Raw genomic sequence first — 18,237 nt, 5'->3', positions numbered from 1 at the left:
GCCGCCCCGGCTCCGCTTGATTTCCATCGCTCTGTTACGATGGAACGGCGAATAAAAGTGATGACGGTTTTCGGAACAAGACCGGAGGCGATCAAGATGGCCCCCCTCGTCCACGAGCTGAAAAAGAGGGAGGGCCAATTCCGGCCGGTCGTCGCCGTAACGGCGCAGCACCGGCAAATGCTTGACCAGGTCCTGGAAATTTTCGCCATCGAGCCCGATTATGATTTGAACATCATGAAGGACCGGCAAACCTTGGCCGATATTACGACGAATGCCCTTTCCGGGCTATATGGCATCATGGAGAAAGAAAAGCCCGATCTCGTCCTCGTCCACGGGGACACGACGACGACCTTCGTCGCCGCACTGGCCGCCTTCTATCACCGGACGGTGATCGGCCACGTGGAAGCGGGCCTGCGCACGCGGAACAAGTATTCCCCCTATCCGGAAGAGATGAACCGGCAGCTTACGGGGGTCCTTTCCGATCTCCACTTCGCCCCGACGATGAAGGCGAAGGAAAATCTGCTGAAGGAGAACAAGCGGGCCGATTCGATCTTTGTCACCGGGAATACGGCCATCGACGCCTTGAAGACGACCGTCAGGCGGGAATACGCCCATCCGCTTCTCGAAAAAATCGGCGGCGGCCGCCTGCTGCTCTTGACCGCCCACCGGCGGGAAAATTTGGGGGAACCGATGCGCCGCATGTTCCGGGCGGTAAAACGGATCGCCGACGAATACCGTGATGTGCACGTCGTTTATCCGGTCCATCTGAATCCGGCCGTCCGGGATATCGCCGATGAGGTGTTGGGGGGCCACCCGCGGATCCATTTGATCGAGCCGTTGGATGTCATCGGCTTCCATAATTTCATGGCGAGGTCATACCTGATCTTATCCGATTCCGGCGGCGTGCAGGAGGAAGCGCCTTCCCTCGGAGTCCCCGTCCTCGTCTTGCGGGACACGACGGAACGGCCGGAAGGGATCCGGGCCGGGACGTTGAAGCTAGCCGGAACGGATGAAGATGCGATTTACGCCATGACCCGGGAACTGCTCACCGACAAGGCGGCCTATGAAAAAATGGCCAAGGCGCGGAATCCATACGGCGACGGCCGGGCTTCCGAAAGGATCGCCGACGCCATCCTTTACCATTTTCGGCGCATCCCCTCTCCCCCCGCCGAGTTCAGCTGAGGGAAGGGATTGCCGGAGCGGGGGACGGAAGGGGCGTCCTGCGGCCGGCCGGGGATTTTTTAAAATGAAACATCCCCGGCCCGGCCTTTCTTTTTTCGCGGCAAACCTTGCAAAACCGCCCGGCGAAAGGGCGTCGCCGGAAGGGCGTTTGCTTTGGGGCGTCATCCGGTGACGGACGCAAACGGCAAAGGGGGACCACCTTTCGCCGGTCCGGCAAAAAACGGACAATGGACCGTTACATTTTCTTAAAAGTTTTGCCGAAAATGACTAGACATCCGGTGTAAAAAGGGAAAAATTTGAACATTTTATGAATAATTCCTCCGTTTTTTGCATGGATGTGAACTTTTTTTGGGGAAAATAATTGACAAACCGTATGACCTATTGTATCCTCATTAGGGATAGGATGATAGGGTTTTCAATATTTTTTCACTTTTCTGGAATAGAAATTTTTTTTATGTTTCCGCCGCCCGTTTCAAAGGATTTTATCGGTATTCCCCATAGTCTCTGAATCGCCATCTATTCGCCCTTTGATCCCAACGTTCATCCGCGATCTCCATTTTGTCATTTTCTTTTAATAATATTTTCAATTCTCCTTGCCAATGTTGATGTAAAATAATGCTATTCCAATGTTATTCCTGTATTCGGGAGTTTTCCTGATGGATGATATACATAAACTTTACCAACGGTATCGGCGGCTTTTATTGTTTTTGACGGGAATCTATCTTTTCGGGATCGCTTTAACCCCTTACCGGGCGGTTTTCGCAGGCCTCCTTCTCGGAACCTTGTTCAGCTTTTACAATTTGCGGCTGATGGTCCGGAAGGCGGTCAGGCTGTCGGAAGCGGTGGAGGCGGGGCGGAATATGGCCGATATGGGAACTTTCTCGCGGATGGCCGCTGCCGTCCTGGCCGTCTTGGTCGCCATCCGCTTTCCCGAGCACTTCCACCTGCTGTCGACGGCCATAGGGGTTTTTTCCTTGTATATCATCCTTTTCCTGGATTCCCTGATCCATTTGATTTACCGGCTGATTCAACGGGAAGAGAGGTGAATGCAGTGAATCATGAAGCGCCGGTCCGCTATTTCCTCGGCATGCCTTACAACCCGTCAAACATTCTGATGATCACCGTCACCTGCGTCATCGTGTTTGTCATCGCCGTTTTGTGCACCCGCAGGCTGCAGATGAAACCGACGGGGCTGCAAAACTTTTTGGAATGGGTCATGGATTTTGTCCGGGGATTGATCAACAGTTCCATGGATTGGAAAACCGGCGGACGGTTTCACTTGTTGGCCATGACATTGATTATGTACATCTTTGTGGCCAATATGCTCGGCCTGCCCATGGCCATCGTCGTGGACCATGAGCTGTGGTGGAAGTCCCCGACGGCCGATCCGATCATTACGATGACCTTGGCGGTTACGATGGTCGCATTGACCCATTATTATGCGATCAAGCTCAAAGGGGTCAAAGAATACGGAAAAGACTTTTTCCGTCCGGTCGGTTTTATGTTCCCGCTGAAGATCGTCGAAGAGTTTTCCAACACCTTGACCTTGGGATTGCGGCTTTACGGGAACATATTCGCCGGGGAAGTATTGCTTTCCTTGCTGGTCACTTTGGGAACAAGCGGGATTCTCGGCGGGATTTTCGCCGTCGTCCCGATGATCGTATGGCAGGCGTTCAGCGTTTTCGTCGGCGCCATCCAAGCTTTTGTCTTTACGTTGTTAACCTTGGTTTACATGGCTCATAAAGTAAGCCATGACCATTGAAATACATCCGTTCAGTTGAACAAGCGCTCACTCAATTTCCATTACGATAAATTTGAAGGAGGAAAATGCACATGGATTTGTTGGCAGCTGCAATTGCGATAGGATTATCTGCTTTTGGGGCGGGTATCGGCAACGGCTTGATCGTTTCCCGTACCGTTGAAGGGATGGCCCGTCAACCGGAAGCGAGCGGATTATTGCGGACGACGATGTTCATCGGTATTGCTTTCGTAGAAGCGATTCCGATCATGGGCGTTGTTGTTGCCTTCATTATGTTATTCCTGTAACAGGAACACCCATACCGTTTATCTATGGAAAGATGGCGAAGGAAAGAAGAAAAACTTCGCCATTCCTTTATGTAAAAATTTCCTGATCACCGGGTTGAGATAGATCGGCCCTCCAATACACCGGGATTTCTGTTGTCGCGTTGAAGGGAGTGAAAATTAGGGTGTTGACCAACCTCGCAGTCGGAGCCGCCCAATTTACCTGGCTGGACAGCCTCTACCAGCTGGTGGCGTTCATCGTTTTAATGCTGTTATTGAAAAAATACGCCTGGGCTCCGTTAATGAAAGTGATGCAAGACCGGGAAAATTACATCGCCAATGAAATCGAAAACGCGGAAAAGGCCCGCAAAGAGGCGGACGAATTGCTCGAAAAACACCGGCAAATGGTGAAGGAAGCCCGATTGGAAACCCAAAAGTTCATCGAAGAAGCGAAAAGGCAAGGGGAAATCCAAAAGGAAAATATTATCGAGGCCGCCAGGCTGGAAGCCGAACGGCTGAAGGAAGCGGCGAAGGCCGAAATCGAACAGGAAAGGGAAAAGGCCGTGGCCGCGCTGCGTGAGCAAGTGGCTTCCCTGTCGGTATTGATCGCATCGAAAGTCATTGAAAAAGAAATCGACGAAAAAGACCATGAGGCCCTTGTTCAAGAAATGCTGAAAAAGGTTGGAGAAGAACGATGAAGCAGACGGTCGTCGGAAACCGTTACGCGATTGCCCTGTTTGAAATCGCCGAGAAATACGGCCAAACGGAAAAAATCGAGCAGGATTTGCAGACGGTGAAGCAAGCCTTCCTGCAAGTGAAGGAAATGGGCCGCTTTCTGCAGACGCCGAACATCCCTGCGGACGTGAAAAAAAATACCGTCAAGCAGGTTTTTCCCGATTTGTCGCAATATGTTTTGAATACGCTCTTCCTCTTGATCGACAAGCGCCAGATCGGCAATTTATTGCCGATGATCGAAAAGTACCACGAATTAAGGAACGAGAAAAGAGGCATCGCCGAAGCGAAGGTTTTTTCCGCGCGCCCATTGACGGGAGAAGAAGCGAAGGCCGTTTCCGAATTTTTCGCGAAAAAATTGCGGAAAAACGAATTGACGATCGAAAACATCGTCGACACGGACCTTTTGGGTGGCATCAAGGTCCAGGTGGGCAATCGGATCTTCGACGGAAGCCTGAAGGGAAAATTGGATCGCCTCAAACGGGAACTTATCGGGCAGTAAACGTATGAAGGGGTGAAAAGGAATGAGCTTGAAAGCTGAGGAAATCAGCGCGCTGCTGAAGCAGCAGATCGAGAATTACCAAGCGGAAATCGAAGTTGCGGACGTGGGCACGGTCGTTGAAATTGGCGACGGGATCGCCCGCGTGCACGGTTTGGATAAAGTCATGAGCGGTGAACTCGTCGAATTCGCCAACGGCGTCATGGGGATGGCGCAAAACCTGGAAGAAAACAATGTCGGTATCATCATTCTGGGCCCTTACACCGGGATCCATGAAGGCATGGAAGTCCGCCGCACCGGAAGAATCATGGAAGTTCCCGTCGGCGAGGAATTGATCGGCCGCGTCGTCAATCCATTGGGACAGCCGGTCGACGGCCTGGGCCCGATCAACGCCAAAAAATTCCGCCCGATTGAAAGCCGGGCGCCGGGGGTCATGGACCGGAAATCGGTGCATGAACCGCTGCAAACCGGCATCAAGGCGATCGACGCATTGGTCCCGATCGGCCGCGGCCAGCGGGAATTGATCATCGGGGACCGGCAGACGGGGAAAACCTCGATTGCCATCGATACGATCATCAACCAAAAGGATCAAAACATGATCTGCATCTACGTCGCCATCGGGCAAAAGGAATCGACGGTGCGCACATCCGTGGAAACGCTGCGCCAATACGGGGCGATGGACTACACGATCGTCATCACCGCCTCCGCGTCCCAACCCGCGCCGCTCTTGTATTTGGCGCCGTATGCGGGAGTCGCCATGGGCGAGGAATTCATGTACAACGGAAAACATGTCCTCGTCGTTTACGACGATCTGTCCAAACAGGCGGCCGCGTACCGGGAGCTTTCCCTGCTGCTGCGCCGTCCGCCGGGCCGGGAAGCTTATCCGGGGGACGTCTTTTACCTGCACTCCCGCTTGCTTGAACGCGCGGCAAAATTGAGCGACGCGAAGGGCGGCGGTTCCTTGACGGCCCTTCCCTTCGTCGAAACGCAGGCCGGGGACATCTCCGCCTACATTCCGACGAACGTCATCTCCATTACCGACGGACAAATCTTCCTGCAATCGGATCTGTTCTTCTCCGGCGTCCGTCCCGCGATCAATGCCGGTTTGTCCGTTTCCCGGGTCGGAGGCGCCGCGCAGATCAAAGCCATGAAGAAAGTGGCGGGTACCCTCCGTTTGGACCTGGCGTCCTACCGCGAACTGGAGGCCTTCGCCCAATTCGGGTCCGATTTGGACAAAGCGACCCAGGAAAAACTTGCCCGGGGGATGCGTACCGTGGAAGTCCTGAAACAGGATTTGCACGAGCCGCTTCCCGTCGAAAAGCAGGTAATGATTTTGTACGCCTTGACCCGCGGATTCCTGGACGATATTCCCGTGTCGGACATCCGCCGTTTTGAAAAGGAATTTTACACCTGGCTGGACAGCAAAAACCCGCCGGTATTGGAACATATCCGGAGCACCGGGGATCTTCCCGCGGACGAAGACATGGCGCAGACGATCAACGAATTCAAGAAGATCTTCGTGAAGTCCGAGTAAGCGCGGGAAAAATTTACGTCAGGATGGTGAGAACCGGTGGCATCCCTGAGAGATATCAAAAAGCGCATCAACGCGACGCGAAAAATGAGCCAAATCACAAAGGCGATGCAGATGGTTTCCGCTTCGAAACTGACCCGCGCGGAAACGAACGCAAAGTCCTTTGAGCCATATATGGAAAAAATTCAGGACGTGGTGTCCAGCATTGCCCATGGCGTGACCGGCGTCACGCATCCGATGCTCGTCAGCCGGCCCGTCAAAAGGACCGGGTACCTCATCATCACCGGCGACCGCGGGCTGGCGGGCTCCTATAACAGCAACGTGATCCGCGAATTGTACCAAACCATTTTGAACCGCCACAAGTCCGCCGAAGAATACGGCATCATCGCCATCGGGCGCGTGGGCCGCGACTTCTTCGTGAAAAGGGGCATGAACGTCGTGCTGGATATCGTCGGCTTGCCCGACCAGCCGAGTTTCGCCGACATCCAGAACATCACGAAAAAAACCGTCGATCTCTTTTCCGACGGCACGTTCGACGAGATTTACATCTATTACACCCGCTACATCAACAAAATAACCTATAAGGTGGAAAATAGAAAGCTGCTGCCGCTGACGGACATCGCACGGACGGAGCGGATGCTCAGCTACGAATTTGAACCGTCGGTGGAGGAAATTTTGGAAGTGCTTCTGCCCCAATATGCGGAAAGCCTGATTTACGGGGGGCTCCTGGAAAGCAAGGCCAGCGAACACGCGTCCCGGATGACGGCGATGAAGAACGCGACCGACAACGCCCTTGAATTGATCGACCAATTGACCTTGAGCTATAACCGTGCTCGCCAAGCGTCCATAACCCAGGAAATTACCGAAATTGTGGCAGGGGCGAATGCCTTGAACTGACGGCATGACGCCCGGACAGCCCAATCTGACGAAATCGGAGGGAAACTGATGAATAAAGGACATATCGTGCAAGTGATGGGTCCGGTTGTCGACGTCAAGTTTGAAAGCGGACAGCTGCCGCCCATTTACAACGCGCTGAAGGTCACCCACAAGGCCCAATCGTCCTTGGAAGTGGATATCGACCTGACCTTGGAAGTTGCCCTGCATCTGGGCGACGATACGGTCCGGACGATTGCGATGGGCTCGACGGACGGTTTGGTCCGGGGCATGGAAGTGGTGGACACCGGCGGGCCGATCTCCGTCCCCGTCGGGGAAATCACCCTGGGCCGGGTGTTCAACGTTTTGGGCGAACCGATTGACTTGGGAGAAAAGATTCCGGACAACGTCCGCCGCGACCCGATCCATAAACCCGCGCCGAAATTTGAAAATCTCTCCACGAAAGTGGAGATTTTGGAAACGGGGATCAAGGTCATCGATTTGCTGGCTCCGTATATCAAAGGGGGCAAAATCGGCCTCTTCGGCGGCGCCGGCGTCGGAAAAACGGTATTGATCCAGGAACTGATCCACAATATTGCCCAAGAGCACGGCGGCATTTCCGTCTTCGCCGGGGTCGGCGAACGGACGCGGGAAGGGAACGACCTGTATTTTGAAATGAAAGAATCGGGCGTTCTCAGCAAAACCACGATGGTTTTCGGGCAGATGAACGAACCGCCCGGCGCCCGGATGCGCGTTGCCCTGTCCGGACTGACGATGGCCGAATATTTCCGCGATGAACAAGGGAAGGACGTCCTGTTCTTCATCGACAATATTTTCCGTTTCACCCAGGCCGGTTCCGAAGTATCCGCCCTTTTGGGCCGCATGCCTTCGGCGGTCGGTTATCAGCCCACGCTGGCTACGGAAATGGGTCAGCTGCAGGAACGGATCACGTCGACGAATGTCGGTTCCGTCACCTCGATTCAAGCGATCTACGTGCCGGCCGACGACTATACGGATCCGGCTCCGGCGACCACCTTCGCCCACTTGGATGCGACGACGAACCTGGAGCGGAAATTGTCGGAAATGGGCATTTATCCCGCCGTGGATCCGCTGGCATCCACTTCCCGGGCCTTGGCGCCGGAAATCGTCGGCGAAGAACATTATCAAGTCGCCCGTCAAGTCCAGCAAACGCTGCAACGCTACCGCGAGCTGCAGGATATCATCGCCATGTTGGGCATGGATGAACTGTCCGACGAAGATAAGCTGATCGTCCATCGCGCGCGCCGCATCCAATTCTTCCTGTCCCAAAGCTTCCATGTTGCCGAGCAGTTTACCGGCATCCCCGGAACCTATGTTCCGGTGAAGGAAACCGTCCGCGGTTTCAAGGAAATTTTGGAAGGAAAATGGGATCACCTGCCGGAAGAGGCTTTCCGTCTCGTCGGCACCATCGAAGATGCGGTTGAAAAGGCGAAGAAGATGGGCGTGAAGGTGTAAACGGACCGAGGAGGATAAGGAATGAAGACCATTGCGGTGAGCATCGTAACGCCGGACGGGCAGGTGTTTGACGGGGAAGCGGAAATGGTCATTGCGAAGGCGCAAAGCGGTGAATTGGGCATTTTGCCCGGACACGTCGCGATGGTCGCCCCCTTGGCGATCGGAAGCGTCCGGATCAAAAATAAGAATGAGACCGAATACGTCGCCGTCAGCGGCGGCTTCCTCGAGGTCCAGCCGAAGAAGGTGACCATCCTTGCCCAGTCCGCCGAGCGGGCGGAGGATATCGACGTGGACCGGGCGCTGCGCGCCAAACAACGCGCGGAAGAACGGTTGAAGCAGGCGAAGCAGGAACATATCGATTTTAAACGGGCGGAATTGGCGCTGAAACGGGCCATCAATCGGATCGAAGTGGCAAACATGGTGCGGAAATGATGGCATCCGAGCCTCCCTTTGGGGTGCTCGGATTTTTTTCTGGCCAAGATCCAAATCGATGGAGCCCGAGGGAAGGCGGGTGATTTTTGCGGCAAAACCGTCGGAATGCCGCTTTTTTTACGGAAATGTTACGGAATCGCAGCGTCGGAGCCGGGGATCCGGCAGATGGACGAAACGGAGGCTTTCCCCGATCCGCTTATTCCGGGCGGCAAGGCCCGGATCCGGCAAATCCCTTCCGCAGTCCCATTCAGCCGGGCAGACATCGGCCGCATCTGGCGGGATTTCCTTAAGAAAAAACCGCTTCCTTTAAAGGGCCGATTTTTCGGATGTTCCGATTCCATGGCGGCCAAAAACCTTTTTGACGGCACCGCGTCCCGCGGCGCTTCCGCCGTGATCCGGTTTTGCTTCGGGCAGAGACGCCAATGCCGTTTATTAATGAAACCATTCGGGCGGCATCGCCGAAGTTGCTAAATTTTTATCAATGCAATAAAATTGTAAAAGGTAAAGCGAAAAAATGTGATAAAATATCTTTTAGGGCCAATTATTCGCCGGTTTGGAGGCGGGAATTCCTTTCTCCCGCAAGGGTTTTTGTTTTTTTGAAAGTGGACAGCCCGTGGAGAGGGGGGCGTTGAAACGTTTTGAAACGGATCTCCCGGGCCCCTGCGAATGGTTGGCGAGGGAGGAGAAGGGCTGTATGTTCAATAATTTCGGTGCAATGGCCATCCTGCATATCGTTGCCAACCTGGTCTTCATCGGTTTGGCATGGTGGGCATTGCAGGCCTTGAACTATGAAAAATTTCTCCGGAAAAACCGCACGATCCAGGCAAGGCTTCTCTTCATCTTTTTGGCGATCATCATCGGATCGTTGACAGCCCAATTTTTCCTCGACTATTTGTCCTGGTCCCAACAGATTCCTTACATATACGAGTAGGGCAAGGCAAATTTCCATTCCATCTTTCATCCGTTTTTACGCGGAATTTGTCAAAGGATGACGACTTTTACCATGTATGCTTCCCCAGCCGTTGACCAAAAATGTTAATACAAGGACGGGAGAGGGGGAGCCCTATGCATGGTTGGATTTCCAAATCATGGACAGTTTTCGCACTCGCACTTTTGGTTCTTTTTATCCACGGATTTGCCCGGGATGAACGGCCGGTGGCAAAAACCGGCGATTTGAATACAATGTTTAATGTGATCCAGACCCGCGGCGGTAAAGTGGAACGCTGGTTGTTGCTCCTTCGGGAAGAAATCCCCGGTCACGCTACCGTTTACGACCTCGAAAAGACTGCAGAACATTGGAAATCACGTTACCCTCATTTTCGTTGGGATAAAACCGTTACAGCAACCACTTGGAAGCTGGAAGGAACATACCGCGAAGGACCATTTACGGAAACCCTCCAAGTGGTCGCCGGCCTCACCCAAGAAGAAGCGCAAGGTTTTTCCTCCTACAAGATCGAAGGAACAAGTTGGAACCAAGCCATCCGTAAACATGTGGACTCGAAAATCAGGAAAAAAATAACAGGCATCTTTCATGAAAACGCGGAAGTTTTCACTTGTTTAAACGGAACTTTCAGTGATAAGATTGATTTTGTTGATTTGGAAAATATCCGTTCATTCGCCCTGGATTTCCGGGCGGAAATCGTCGAGCTGATCAATGAAAAAGATTTCATCGCATTGACGGGGTTGAGCCCCTTTTTCGCCGGCCAATTGCGCACATTAAACGGTCCGTTTAATGTGCAGATCGCTCTGCGGTTGGATGAAAAGGAAAATCGAACGAATTTCGCCATCGGCACACCGATTATCACGGCTGAGTATTAATATAAAGAGAATGGACGCGGAGGGGAATACTCTTGGAAAAAATCATCGTCCGCGGCGGGAAAAAACTGAGCGGCACGGTCAAAGTGGAGGGAGCCAAAAATGCCGTTTTGCCTGTCATCGCCGCATCGCTGTTAGCTGAAGATGGAAAAAGCGTGATTCATGACGTACCGGCTCTCTCGGATGTCTATACCATTAATGAAGTTTTGCGCTGTTTGAACGCGAAGGTCGTTTTCCAAAATAATTCCGTTTTTATTGACGCCTCGGGTCCGTTAAAGGATGAGGCGCCCTTTGAATACGTCCGGAAAATGCGCGCTTCCGTCCTCGTTATGGGATCCTTGCTTGCCCGTCTCGGTCGTGCTCGAATTGCACTTCCCGGCGGATGTGCAATTGGATCACGGCCGATCGATCAGCATTTAAAAGGCTTTGAAGCCATGGGGGCGGAAGTCAAGGTCGGAAACGGATTTATCGACGCGAAGGTTGAAGGCAGGCTGAAAGGAACGAAAATCTATCTGGATATTCCCAGCGTCGGTGCCACGGAAAACATTATGATGGCTGCCACTTTGGCGGAAGGAACGACGATCATCGAAAACTGCGCCAAGGAACCGGAGATCGTGGACCTGGCCAATTTCCTGACGAAGATGGGCGCCGTCGTTAAGGGCGCGGGAACGGAAACGATCCGCATCGAAGGCGTGGAATCTTTGCACGGTGCCGAACATACCATCATTCCCGACAGGATCGAAGCGGGAACCTTCATTACCGCTGCCGCCATCACCGGCGGGAACGTTTATGTGAAAGGGGCGGTCACCGAACATATCTCCGCCCTCATCGCCAAGCTGGAAGAAATGGGCGTCACCTTCGTCGAAGAAAGCGACGGGATCCGGGTCATCGCCCCCGAAAAATTAAAAGCCGTCGACGTCAAAACGATGCCATACCCCGGCTTCCCCACGGACATGCAAGCGCAAATGATGGCATTGCTTCTGCGTGCCGAAGGCACGAGCATGGTTACGGAAACGGTCTTTGAAAATCGCTTCATGCACGTGGAAGAATTTCGCCGGATGAACGCCAACCTGAAAATCGAGGGACGGACGGTGATCATCAACGGCCCTTGCCAATTGCAGGGGGCGGAAGTTTGCGCCACCGATCTCCGGGCGGCGGCCGCGCTGATCATTGCCGGGCTGGCGGCGGAAGGCATTACGACGGTGACGGAACTGAAACATTTGGACCGCGGATACGTCCGGTTCCATGAAAAATTGAAAGCACTGGGCGCGGATATTGAACGGATCGGAACGGAGGAGGCGGGGGTTCCGAAACTGGCCGCCAATATGAAGTAAGGCATTAAGGCCCGAACGGTTTCTGCCGCGAAGATGAGGAAAGTTTTTCCCTTCGGCTCCAACCTGCCCCGCGAAAGGACGGACGGGATTTTTTCCCCGATTCCTCCCGGATCCGGCCCGGATTTTCAAAAAGCTGAAGAAGCATGTGCCCTTTCGGGGCATGGCGATTCTTCGGCTTTTTTATTTCTTTTTATGAAGGAAACGGAAAAAATAGAACCTTCTGCGGAAGATCAAGGTTTTCCCAGTCAAGGCATAAAGGGTTGTCCACCCCCATATATATAGAACGAAAAGGAAGATAACCTTGCGTTGGGGAGGAGTCGCAGTTGGAAAAAGTAAAACCGGTTGGAGCCGTGCTTATGTTTGTACTGATCGCCACATTATTGATCCCGAGCATCCTCGTTCTCCCTTTTTCGAAGAGCAGCACCGGAAAGGTGGCGGAAAAATTGGGTCAAATGGACCTGGGGAAATTAATCGCCGAAAGTTCACCCGTCCGGGTTTCGGTTTACCGGACGGGCGAAAAAAAAGTGGAAGAAATCCCCTTTGAACAATACGTGGCCGGAGTCGTCGCCTCCGAGATGCCGGCGGATTTTGAAAAGGAGGCGCTGAAGGCGCAAAGCGTCGCAGCCAGGACGTACCTCGTAAAAAATTTGCTGGCGGGGAAAAAAGAGGGTATCCCGGAAGGGGCGGATATCGGCGACAGCGTATTGGATCAGGTTTATAAAAACGATGAAGAACTGAAAAAAATTTGGGGAAAGGACTATCAATGGAAAATCAATAAAATCCGCCAAGCCGTATACGAAACGCGGGGAAAGATCATCGTCTACGGCAGCCAGCCGATTACGCCCGCCTATTTTTCCACGAGCAACGGATATACGGAAAACGCGGAGGATTATTGGAGCAACGAAATCCCTTATTTGAAGAGCGTAAAAAGCCCCTGGGACAGCGAATCCCCCAAGTTCGCCTACGAAACGGTCATCCCCATCAAGGAATTTGAGGAGAAATTGGGGGTCACTTTGGCTTCCGGCGAAGTGGGCAAAATCCTTTCCCTCACCCCGGGACGAAGGGTGAAGAAGGTGCAGATCGCCGGAAAGGAATTCACCGGCCGGGAAATCCGGGAAAAGCTGAATCTCCGCTCCACCGACTTCCAATGGACGCGGGAGGGGGATCATATTGTCATCCGGACGAAGGGCTATGGCCACGGGGTGGGCATGAGCCAGTACGGGGCCAACGGAATGGCCAAGGAAGGCAAAACGTACGAGGAAATCATCAAATACTATTACCGGGGGGTCGAGATCGCCGACGATGATCCGTTTTTAAAACAGCAGGTCGTCAAAAAATAAGGCGGCCGGCCCCAATCCGCGGCAACGATCCGCAGGCCGGGCAAGGCGGAGCGGAAAAAACGGTTCGGGGGCGGGCGGGCGGGGCCGGCAGGAAAAATGGCGCTTGCACGAAAGGGGGCGGAACCTTTCGTTTTTTTTTGGAAGCGACAATGGAAACGGAGTTTTCAGCAGCCCGCGGCGCCGGCCGCCCTTTCCTCCGGTGAGGCAGCCGCGGCGCATTTACCGCGGGGCCGCATATTTTTCCAAAAAGCCGTACAAACGCCCGATCCCCCGTTTTTCCGGGGCAAAATATCCGCGGACGGTCAGCACGTACAGGATGAGGATCCCGGTGATGTCTTTGACGAAATCGAAAATATCTGCGGAGCGGTACGGGACGAAGGATTGATGGATTTCATCGATCGCGCCGTACAGGGCGGAAATGGCGGCGGCGATGAGATTCCCTTTTTTCGTCAGCCTGCCGTTTGCGGCCAGCGCGACGGCGAAAAGGCCGTACAAAATGGCGAATTCGATCAGGTGAAGCGACTCCTTGATGATCCGGTCGTAAAAGGAAAACCGGATCACCGCATCCGCCGGGAGGCTCGAAAGGATCCAGATGAAAACCATGTAAACAAATGGCAGGACGCTCAAAAAAATTCTCGCGAACCTTCTCATGCGGCACTTCCTTCCGTTTGTTCCCCCTTAAACAGGGGGAGGCAGCGATTTTTGCTCCCCCTTATTTTACAAAAGAACGGGGGATCGGGCCATATGATACCGGACCTTGTCAAGCCGGGACCCTATTCCGGGGCATCCGCAAGGATACGAAAGCCGCAGTTTGGCGGAATCCGGATATTCAAGAAGAGGTATCCTCCTGTTGTGGGATACTTCTATTCTTGATTACCCGCCTCCTTTTGCCTTTCGATGGCCGGCAATAACGGAATCGTACAGGAAGCCCCGTCCGATTGGCAACCATATGAAAGCCTTGAACCCGATTTTGGAAAATTACCGGGCGGGCTTTAAAGGCCGACCTTCCGCCGCAGCCGGGAAGGCCGGCCGAAAGTCTTGAAAAAATCGGCAGGCGCCGGTCCTGACGATCCCATTCGGATCGTTGCCGATCCTTTTTCATAGGCTGATAGACGTCCATTCAGAATGGAATTTCCAAACTGAATCAAGGAACTCGGACGGTCCGGCGGGGCGCCGGGCATTTTTTATTGGGCGGTCCTTCCTTCCAACTCGGTAAACCTTACGACTATGTGAATGTGCCGGACATTTATTATTGGGCGATCCTTCCCCGGACGATCCCGGAACATCCCTTCCGCCCCTCCCCGGTTTCCCGAAACCGGAACCCCGAAAAACCGGGAAAACTTTCCGGTCCGAACCAAGGGAAAAAATCTTGCATAAACCCCGGTTTTTTTACAAAAAATAAGGGATTCATGTATAGAATCGGGGTTTTCTGTTCAAAATGGATGCTGAGGTGATGGAAATGAAAGAGGAAGAAAAGAAACTGATCCGGAAAACCGGCATCCAACGCTTCTTCAAAAAACGGTGGGTTTACCCCGCGGTCTACATTGGAGCGGCAGCAATCATCTTGGCCTCATTCCTATGGTTCCAAAGTAGAGGCGACGAGGGAAACCCGAAAAATATCGGCTATGAATCCAATCCGGAAATGAATCTTGCGGATAAGGATGCGATGGAAGTCAACATGCCTGTGGAAAATTTCGAATGGCCCGTCGCGAACGCGGACGAAGTCGAAATCAAGACGCCTTTCTATGACGCGAACGCATCCCAAGAGGAACAGGAATCGGCGCTCGTCTCCTATGAAAACAGCTTCCAGCCCAATACCGGCATCGACATCGTGGCAAAGAACGGGGAAACCTTTGACGTGACCGCCGCCATGAGCGGAACGGTGAGTGCGGTGGAAGAAGACGCCCTCCTCGGGAACACGATCGTCATCGAACATGCCAATGGCGTCGAAACCCGTTACCAATCGGTGAGTGACATCCAAGTGAAGGCCGGAGACAAGGTGAAGCAGGGGCAAGTGATCGCCAAGGCGGGAAGAAGCCTGATCAATGAAGACGCGGGCATCCATGTCCACTTCGAAATCCGCAAAGACGGTGTCGCATACAATCCGGTGGAGTATTTCAAAAAACCGGCCACTTCGCTGAAGGAAGGCGAAAATTCCACGGGAACCGGCGAAAAGGTCGATGAAGAGGCGAATGATTCTTCTCAATCCGATGGGTCGGACGCAGGACAAACGAGTCCGGATCAAACCCAGGGACCGACGAATTAATTCCCGTGCCTGAAAACCGCCGATGCGAAAAAGGCGCGGACGCGAAAATCTCCGGGGAAGGCAGCTTGAACCGGACGGCGCCGGAATCCGGAAGATTTTGCATCATCCGGCTGCCGGTCATCGGCCGGCTTTCTTACGGAAGAATCCCCCTTTATCTCGAATAGATTTTTGAACCATGGGCCGAAATCCGAATCATCGGCCCAAATTTTTTTTGCATTTTTACCGGTCCATTTGGGGTTCGCCGATGAACAAGGAAACGGGCAGTCCCGGCGAGTCTAGCCACGGGATTTCGCTGCCCGGAAGGCCCCTGCGGCAAAGGGGCGCTCGGGTCGGGCCTCTTATCCTTCAAGCCTCGGTTCACCTGGCCTTTCCGGGGCAGGCGGTATTGGAACCTCGCCGGCCAAGGGGACGGCCCTCCGGCTTGTCCCGATCGCTGAAACCGCGGGAAAATCCGAAACCCGGATACGGACACTCCCGGACGCCCGGTCCGGGATATCTTTCTTTCCGAACGGAACGCACCGCCCGGCTTCCTGCCCGGCGCCGAGCTGCCGAAAATCCGCCCCCCGAAAGCGCGAAAAATCCCGTTGACGCCCCGTTGAAAAGACCGTTCCCCCGGCGGCTGTTCCGGGAGGAAAAAATCCCGGATATCCTGCTCCGGCCATGCCGAAAGACCCCCCTTTCTTCCGCTCCGCTTTTCCCGGAGGAAGGAAATTCCCGCCAGCCCTTGTCCTTATTGCGCTTATCGTGCATATCTCCCCTGCCAAGTTAATAAAATGTTACAAACCTGACAAAGAGAGTGTTTGAGGTGAGGATCCGTAAAAGGCAGCTCAGATGTTGCGCTGGACGTGAAGCGTACAAGTAATCAGAAAGCCTTTGGCTTTCTGCCGCATAAAGTTCCGCTTTCATTGGATGAAAAGGAACGGCTGTTTCCGGCCAAAGGCACGGATGGGCAAGAAAAACATTTCCCTCTTTATGCGGGTGGATGCAGCATGTTTCCGGACAAACGCGAGTCTCATTTCACACTTCTCACATCCAAATTGCGGGAGGCGAGTGGTGTGCACGATTACATCAAAGAAAGAACGGTCAAGATCGGAAAGTATATCGTGGAGACGAAAAAAACGGTCCGCGTCATCGCGAAGGAGTTCGGCGTATCCAAAAGTACCGTCCACAAGGATCTTACGGAAAGGTTGCCGGAAATCAATCCCGAACTGGCCAACGAAGTGAAAAAAATTTTAAATTACCATAAATCGATCCGCCATTTGCGGGGGGGAGAGGCGACGAAATTGAAATACAAAAAGGCGGCCGAGCGGGCGCAGGAACAGGTGGCGAGGCGGTGAAGGGCGGGCATGGACTTTCAATTCCAAAATTAAGAAAAAATAGCAAAAAATAATCCATAAACCCCTTTCAATATGATAGAATAAACAATTAGAATACTGTGTTGAACGGGTCTGGATAGGGGGAGAAAAAGGAATATGTTCGCCAGAGACATCGGTATTGATCTAGGGACAGCGAATGTATTAATTTTTTTGCGCGGAAAAGGCATTGTCCTCAATGAACCTTCCGTCGTCGCCATCGACAAAAACACCAATTCCATCCTCGCGGTGGGCAACCAGGCGAGAAAAATGGTCGGGCGTACACCGGGCAACATCATCGCCTTGCGTCCGTTAAAGGACGGTGTCATCGCCGATTTCCAAGTGACGGAGGCGATGTTGAAATATTTTCTCAGCCAGTTGAAACTGAAGGGATTATTTGCCAAGCCGAGAATTTTAATTTGCTGTCCCACCAATATTACCAGCGTGGAGCAGAACGCCATCCGGGATGCGGCCATTAAATGCGGCGGGAAAAAAGTTTTCATGGAAGCGGAACCGAAAGTCGCCGCCATCGGGGCTGGCATGGACATTTACCAGCCGAGCGGGAACATGGTCATCGACATCGGCGGCGGGACCTCCGATATCGCCGTTTTGTCCATGGGCGATATCGTCACGTCCGCGTCGATCAAGGTGGCCGGCGACAAATTCGACATGGAAATCTTGCAGTATATCAAACGGGAATATAAACTGTTGATCGGCGACCGGACGGCCGAAGAAATCAAGATCAACATCGGCACCGTGTTTCCGGGGGCGAGAAACGAGGAAATGGACATCCGCGGCCGCGACCTGGTGACCGGTTTGCCCCGCACGATCACGATCAAATCCGCCGAAGTCGAAAGGGCGTTGCGGGAGCCGATTTCGGAAGTCGTCCAAGCCGCCAAAAACGTATTGGAACGGACGCCTCCCGAATTATCCGCCGACATCATCGACAAAGGGATCATTTTGACCGGGGGCGGCGCCCTGTTAAACGGCATCGACAAGCTTCTCGCCGAAGAATTGAAAGTGCCCGTTCATGTGGCGGAAAACCCCATGGATTGCGTGGCCAACGGAACCGGCATTTTGCTGGAAAGCATCGATAAAATCCAAGGACGGAAACTCGTTTAAAACCGGTAAGAATCGCCGATATTCGCGGGCGATTCTTTTTTATTCCGCGAAAATTTTCCCCTTTCCCCGGAAATTTTTCCGCGGCAATGTCAGATTTTGTGGTATGATATAAAAAAACATTTCCTTGCCTCCAAAAGATTTTTTCGCCCGGCGGCCGCAGGAAAATGGCGGGCCGATCCGGAAAAAATTCATGCATAAAGAAAGACCGGAATCCATAAAAAATGGCGGAGCGGATGCCGAAAA

At 53.2% G+C, this 18,237-nt stretch carries 18 protein-coding genes; 17 read left to right on the top strand and 1 reads right to left on the bottom strand.

Going from position 1 to position 18,237, the window contains the following annotated elements; genetic code table 11:
- The first annotated feature begins 39 nt into the window (after positions 1-39).
- From wecB to spoIID, 14 genes are all read left to right on the top strand, one after another.
- Positions 40-1,182, top strand: a complete 1,143-nt coding sequence (gene wecB, locus A3EQ_RS0105320) for a non-hydrolyzing UDP-N-acetylglucosamine 2-epimerase (protein WP_026499759.1) — start codon at positions 40-42, stop codon at positions 1,180-1,182.
- 656 nt (positions 1,183-1,838) lie between these two features.
- Positions 1,839-2,228, top strand: coding sequence for an ATP synthase subunit I (locus tag A3EQ_RS0105305; RefSeq protein WP_026499758.1), 390 nt, complete (start codon positions 1,839-1,841; stop codon positions 2,226-2,228).
- 5 nt (positions 2,229-2,233) lie between these two features.
- Positions 2,234-2,944, top strand: a complete 711-nt coding sequence (gene atpB / locus A3EQ_RS0105300; RefSeq protein WP_020154147.1) for a F0F1 ATP synthase subunit A — start codon at positions 2,234-2,236, stop codon at positions 2,942-2,944.
- 71 nt (positions 2,945-3,015) lie between these two features.
- Positions 3,016-3,228: a F0F1 ATP synthase subunit C gene (gene atpE / locus A3EQ_RS0105295; RefSeq protein WP_020154146.1), complete on the top strand. Its 213-nt coding sequence runs from the start codon at positions 3,016-3,018 to the stop codon at positions 3,226-3,228.
- A 161-nt stretch (positions 3,229-3,389) separates the two neighbouring features.
- On the top strand, positions 3,390-3,902 hold the full coding sequence (gene atpF / locus A3EQ_RS0105290) for a F0F1 ATP synthase subunit B (protein ID WP_020154145.1): 513 nt from the start codon (positions 3,390-3,392) through the stop codon (positions 3,900-3,902).
- Complete coding sequence (locus A3EQ_RS0105285) at positions 3,899-4,438, top strand: F0F1 ATP synthase subunit delta (RefSeq protein WP_020154144.1); 540 nt, start codon at positions 3,899-3,901, stop codon at positions 4,436-4,438. The genes atpF and A3EQ_RS0105285 overlap by 4 nt, the downstream gene beginning before the upstream one ends.
- Positions 4,439-4,460: 22 nt before the next feature.
- Entirely contained in the window at positions 4,461-5,969 is a 1,509-nt protein-coding gene (gene atpA, locus A3EQ_RS0105280) for a F0F1 ATP synthase subunit alpha (RefSeq protein ID WP_020154143.1), read from the top strand.
- 36 nt (positions 5,970-6,005) lie between these two features.
- Complete coding sequence (gene atpG / locus A3EQ_RS0105275) at positions 6,006-6,863, top strand: ATP synthase F1 subunit gamma (protein ID WP_020154142.1); 858 nt, start codon at positions 6,006-6,008, stop codon at positions 6,861-6,863.
- Positions 6,864-6,911: 48 nt separating this feature from the next.
- On the top strand, positions 6,912-8,333 hold the full coding sequence (gene atpD, locus A3EQ_RS0105270) for a F0F1 ATP synthase subunit beta (protein WP_020154141.1): 1,422 nt from the start codon (positions 6,912-6,914) through the stop codon (positions 8,331-8,333).
- A 21-nt stretch (positions 8,334-8,354) separates the two neighbouring features.
- Complete coding sequence (locus tag A3EQ_RS0105265) at positions 8,355-8,765, top strand: F0F1 ATP synthase subunit epsilon (RefSeq protein WP_020154140.1); 411 nt, start codon at positions 8,355-8,357, stop codon at positions 8,763-8,765.
- Between the two features lie 628 nt (positions 8,766-9,393).
- The gene (locus tag A3EQ_RS0105255) at positions 9,394-9,696 is read left to right on the top strand and encodes a DUF1146 family protein (RefSeq protein WP_020154138.1); all 303 of its coding nucleotides are present in this window, start codon (positions 9,394-9,396) and stop codon (positions 9,694-9,696) included.
- Between the two features lie 134 nt (positions 9,697-9,830).
- Positions 9,831-10,583 (top strand): YwmB family TATA-box binding protein, encoded by a 753-nt coding sequence (locus A3EQ_RS0105250; protein ID WP_020154137.1) that lies wholly within the window; start codon positions 9,831-9,833, stop codon positions 10,581-10,583.
- A 32-nt stretch (positions 10,584-10,615) separates the two neighbouring features.
- Positions 10,616-11,914 (top strand): UDP-N-acetylglucosamine 1-carboxyvinyltransferase, encoded by a 1,299-nt coding sequence (gene murA, locus A3EQ_RS0105245; RefSeq protein WP_020154136.1) that lies wholly within the window; start codon positions 10,616-10,618, stop codon positions 11,912-11,914.
- Between the two features lie 323 nt (positions 11,915-12,237).
- Positions 12,238-13,254, top strand: a complete 1,017-nt coding sequence (spoIID, locus tag A3EQ_RS0105235; RefSeq protein ID WP_020154134.1) for a stage II sporulation protein D — start codon at positions 12,238-12,240, stop codon at positions 13,252-13,254.
- A gap of 219 nt (positions 13,255-13,473) precedes the next feature.
- Here spoIID and A3EQ_RS20670 read toward each other — a convergent pair whose 3' ends face one another.
- Positions 13,474-13,905, bottom strand: coding sequence for a VanZ family protein (locus A3EQ_RS20670; protein WP_020154132.1), 432 nt, complete (start codon positions 13,903-13,905; stop codon positions 13,474-13,476).
- Between the two features lie 802 nt (positions 13,906-14,707).
- Between A3EQ_RS20670 and A3EQ_RS0105205 the strand changes: the two genes are divergently transcribed.
- The 3 genes from A3EQ_RS0105205 (at position 14,708) to mreB (ending at position 17,994) form a co-directional block, all read left to right on the top strand.
- Positions 14,708-15,520 carry a M23 family metallopeptidase gene (locus tag A3EQ_RS0105205; RefSeq protein WP_020154128.1) on the top strand — a complete coding sequence of 271 codons (813 nt, stop codon included), beginning with the start codon at positions 14,708-14,710 and terminating at the stop codon, positions 15,518-15,520.
- A gap of 1,055 nt (positions 15,521-16,575) precedes the next feature.
- Positions 16,576-16,857: a sporulation transcriptional regulator SpoIIID gene (spoIIID, locus tag A3EQ_RS0105185; protein ID WP_020154124.1), complete on the top strand. Its 282-nt coding sequence runs from the start codon at positions 16,576-16,578 to the stop codon at positions 16,855-16,857.
- Between the two features lie 135 nt (positions 16,858-16,992).
- Positions 16,993-17,994 carry a rod shape-determining protein gene (gene mreB, locus A3EQ_RS0105180; RefSeq protein ID WP_020154123.1) on the top strand — a complete coding sequence of 334 codons (1,002 nt, stop codon included), beginning with the start codon at positions 16,993-16,995 and terminating at the stop codon, positions 17,992-17,994.
- The last annotated feature ends 243 nt before the right edge of the window (positions 17,995-18,237 follow it).

It is taken from the genome of Caldibacillus debilis DSM 16016, assembly GCF_000383875.1.
Classification (GTDB): Bacteria; Bacillota; Bacilli; order Bacillales; family Caldibacillaceae; genus Caldibacillus; species Caldibacillus debilis.
Note: the sequence above shows the minus strand (reverse complement) of the source record. Positions and strands in the feature narration are given on the sequence as shown.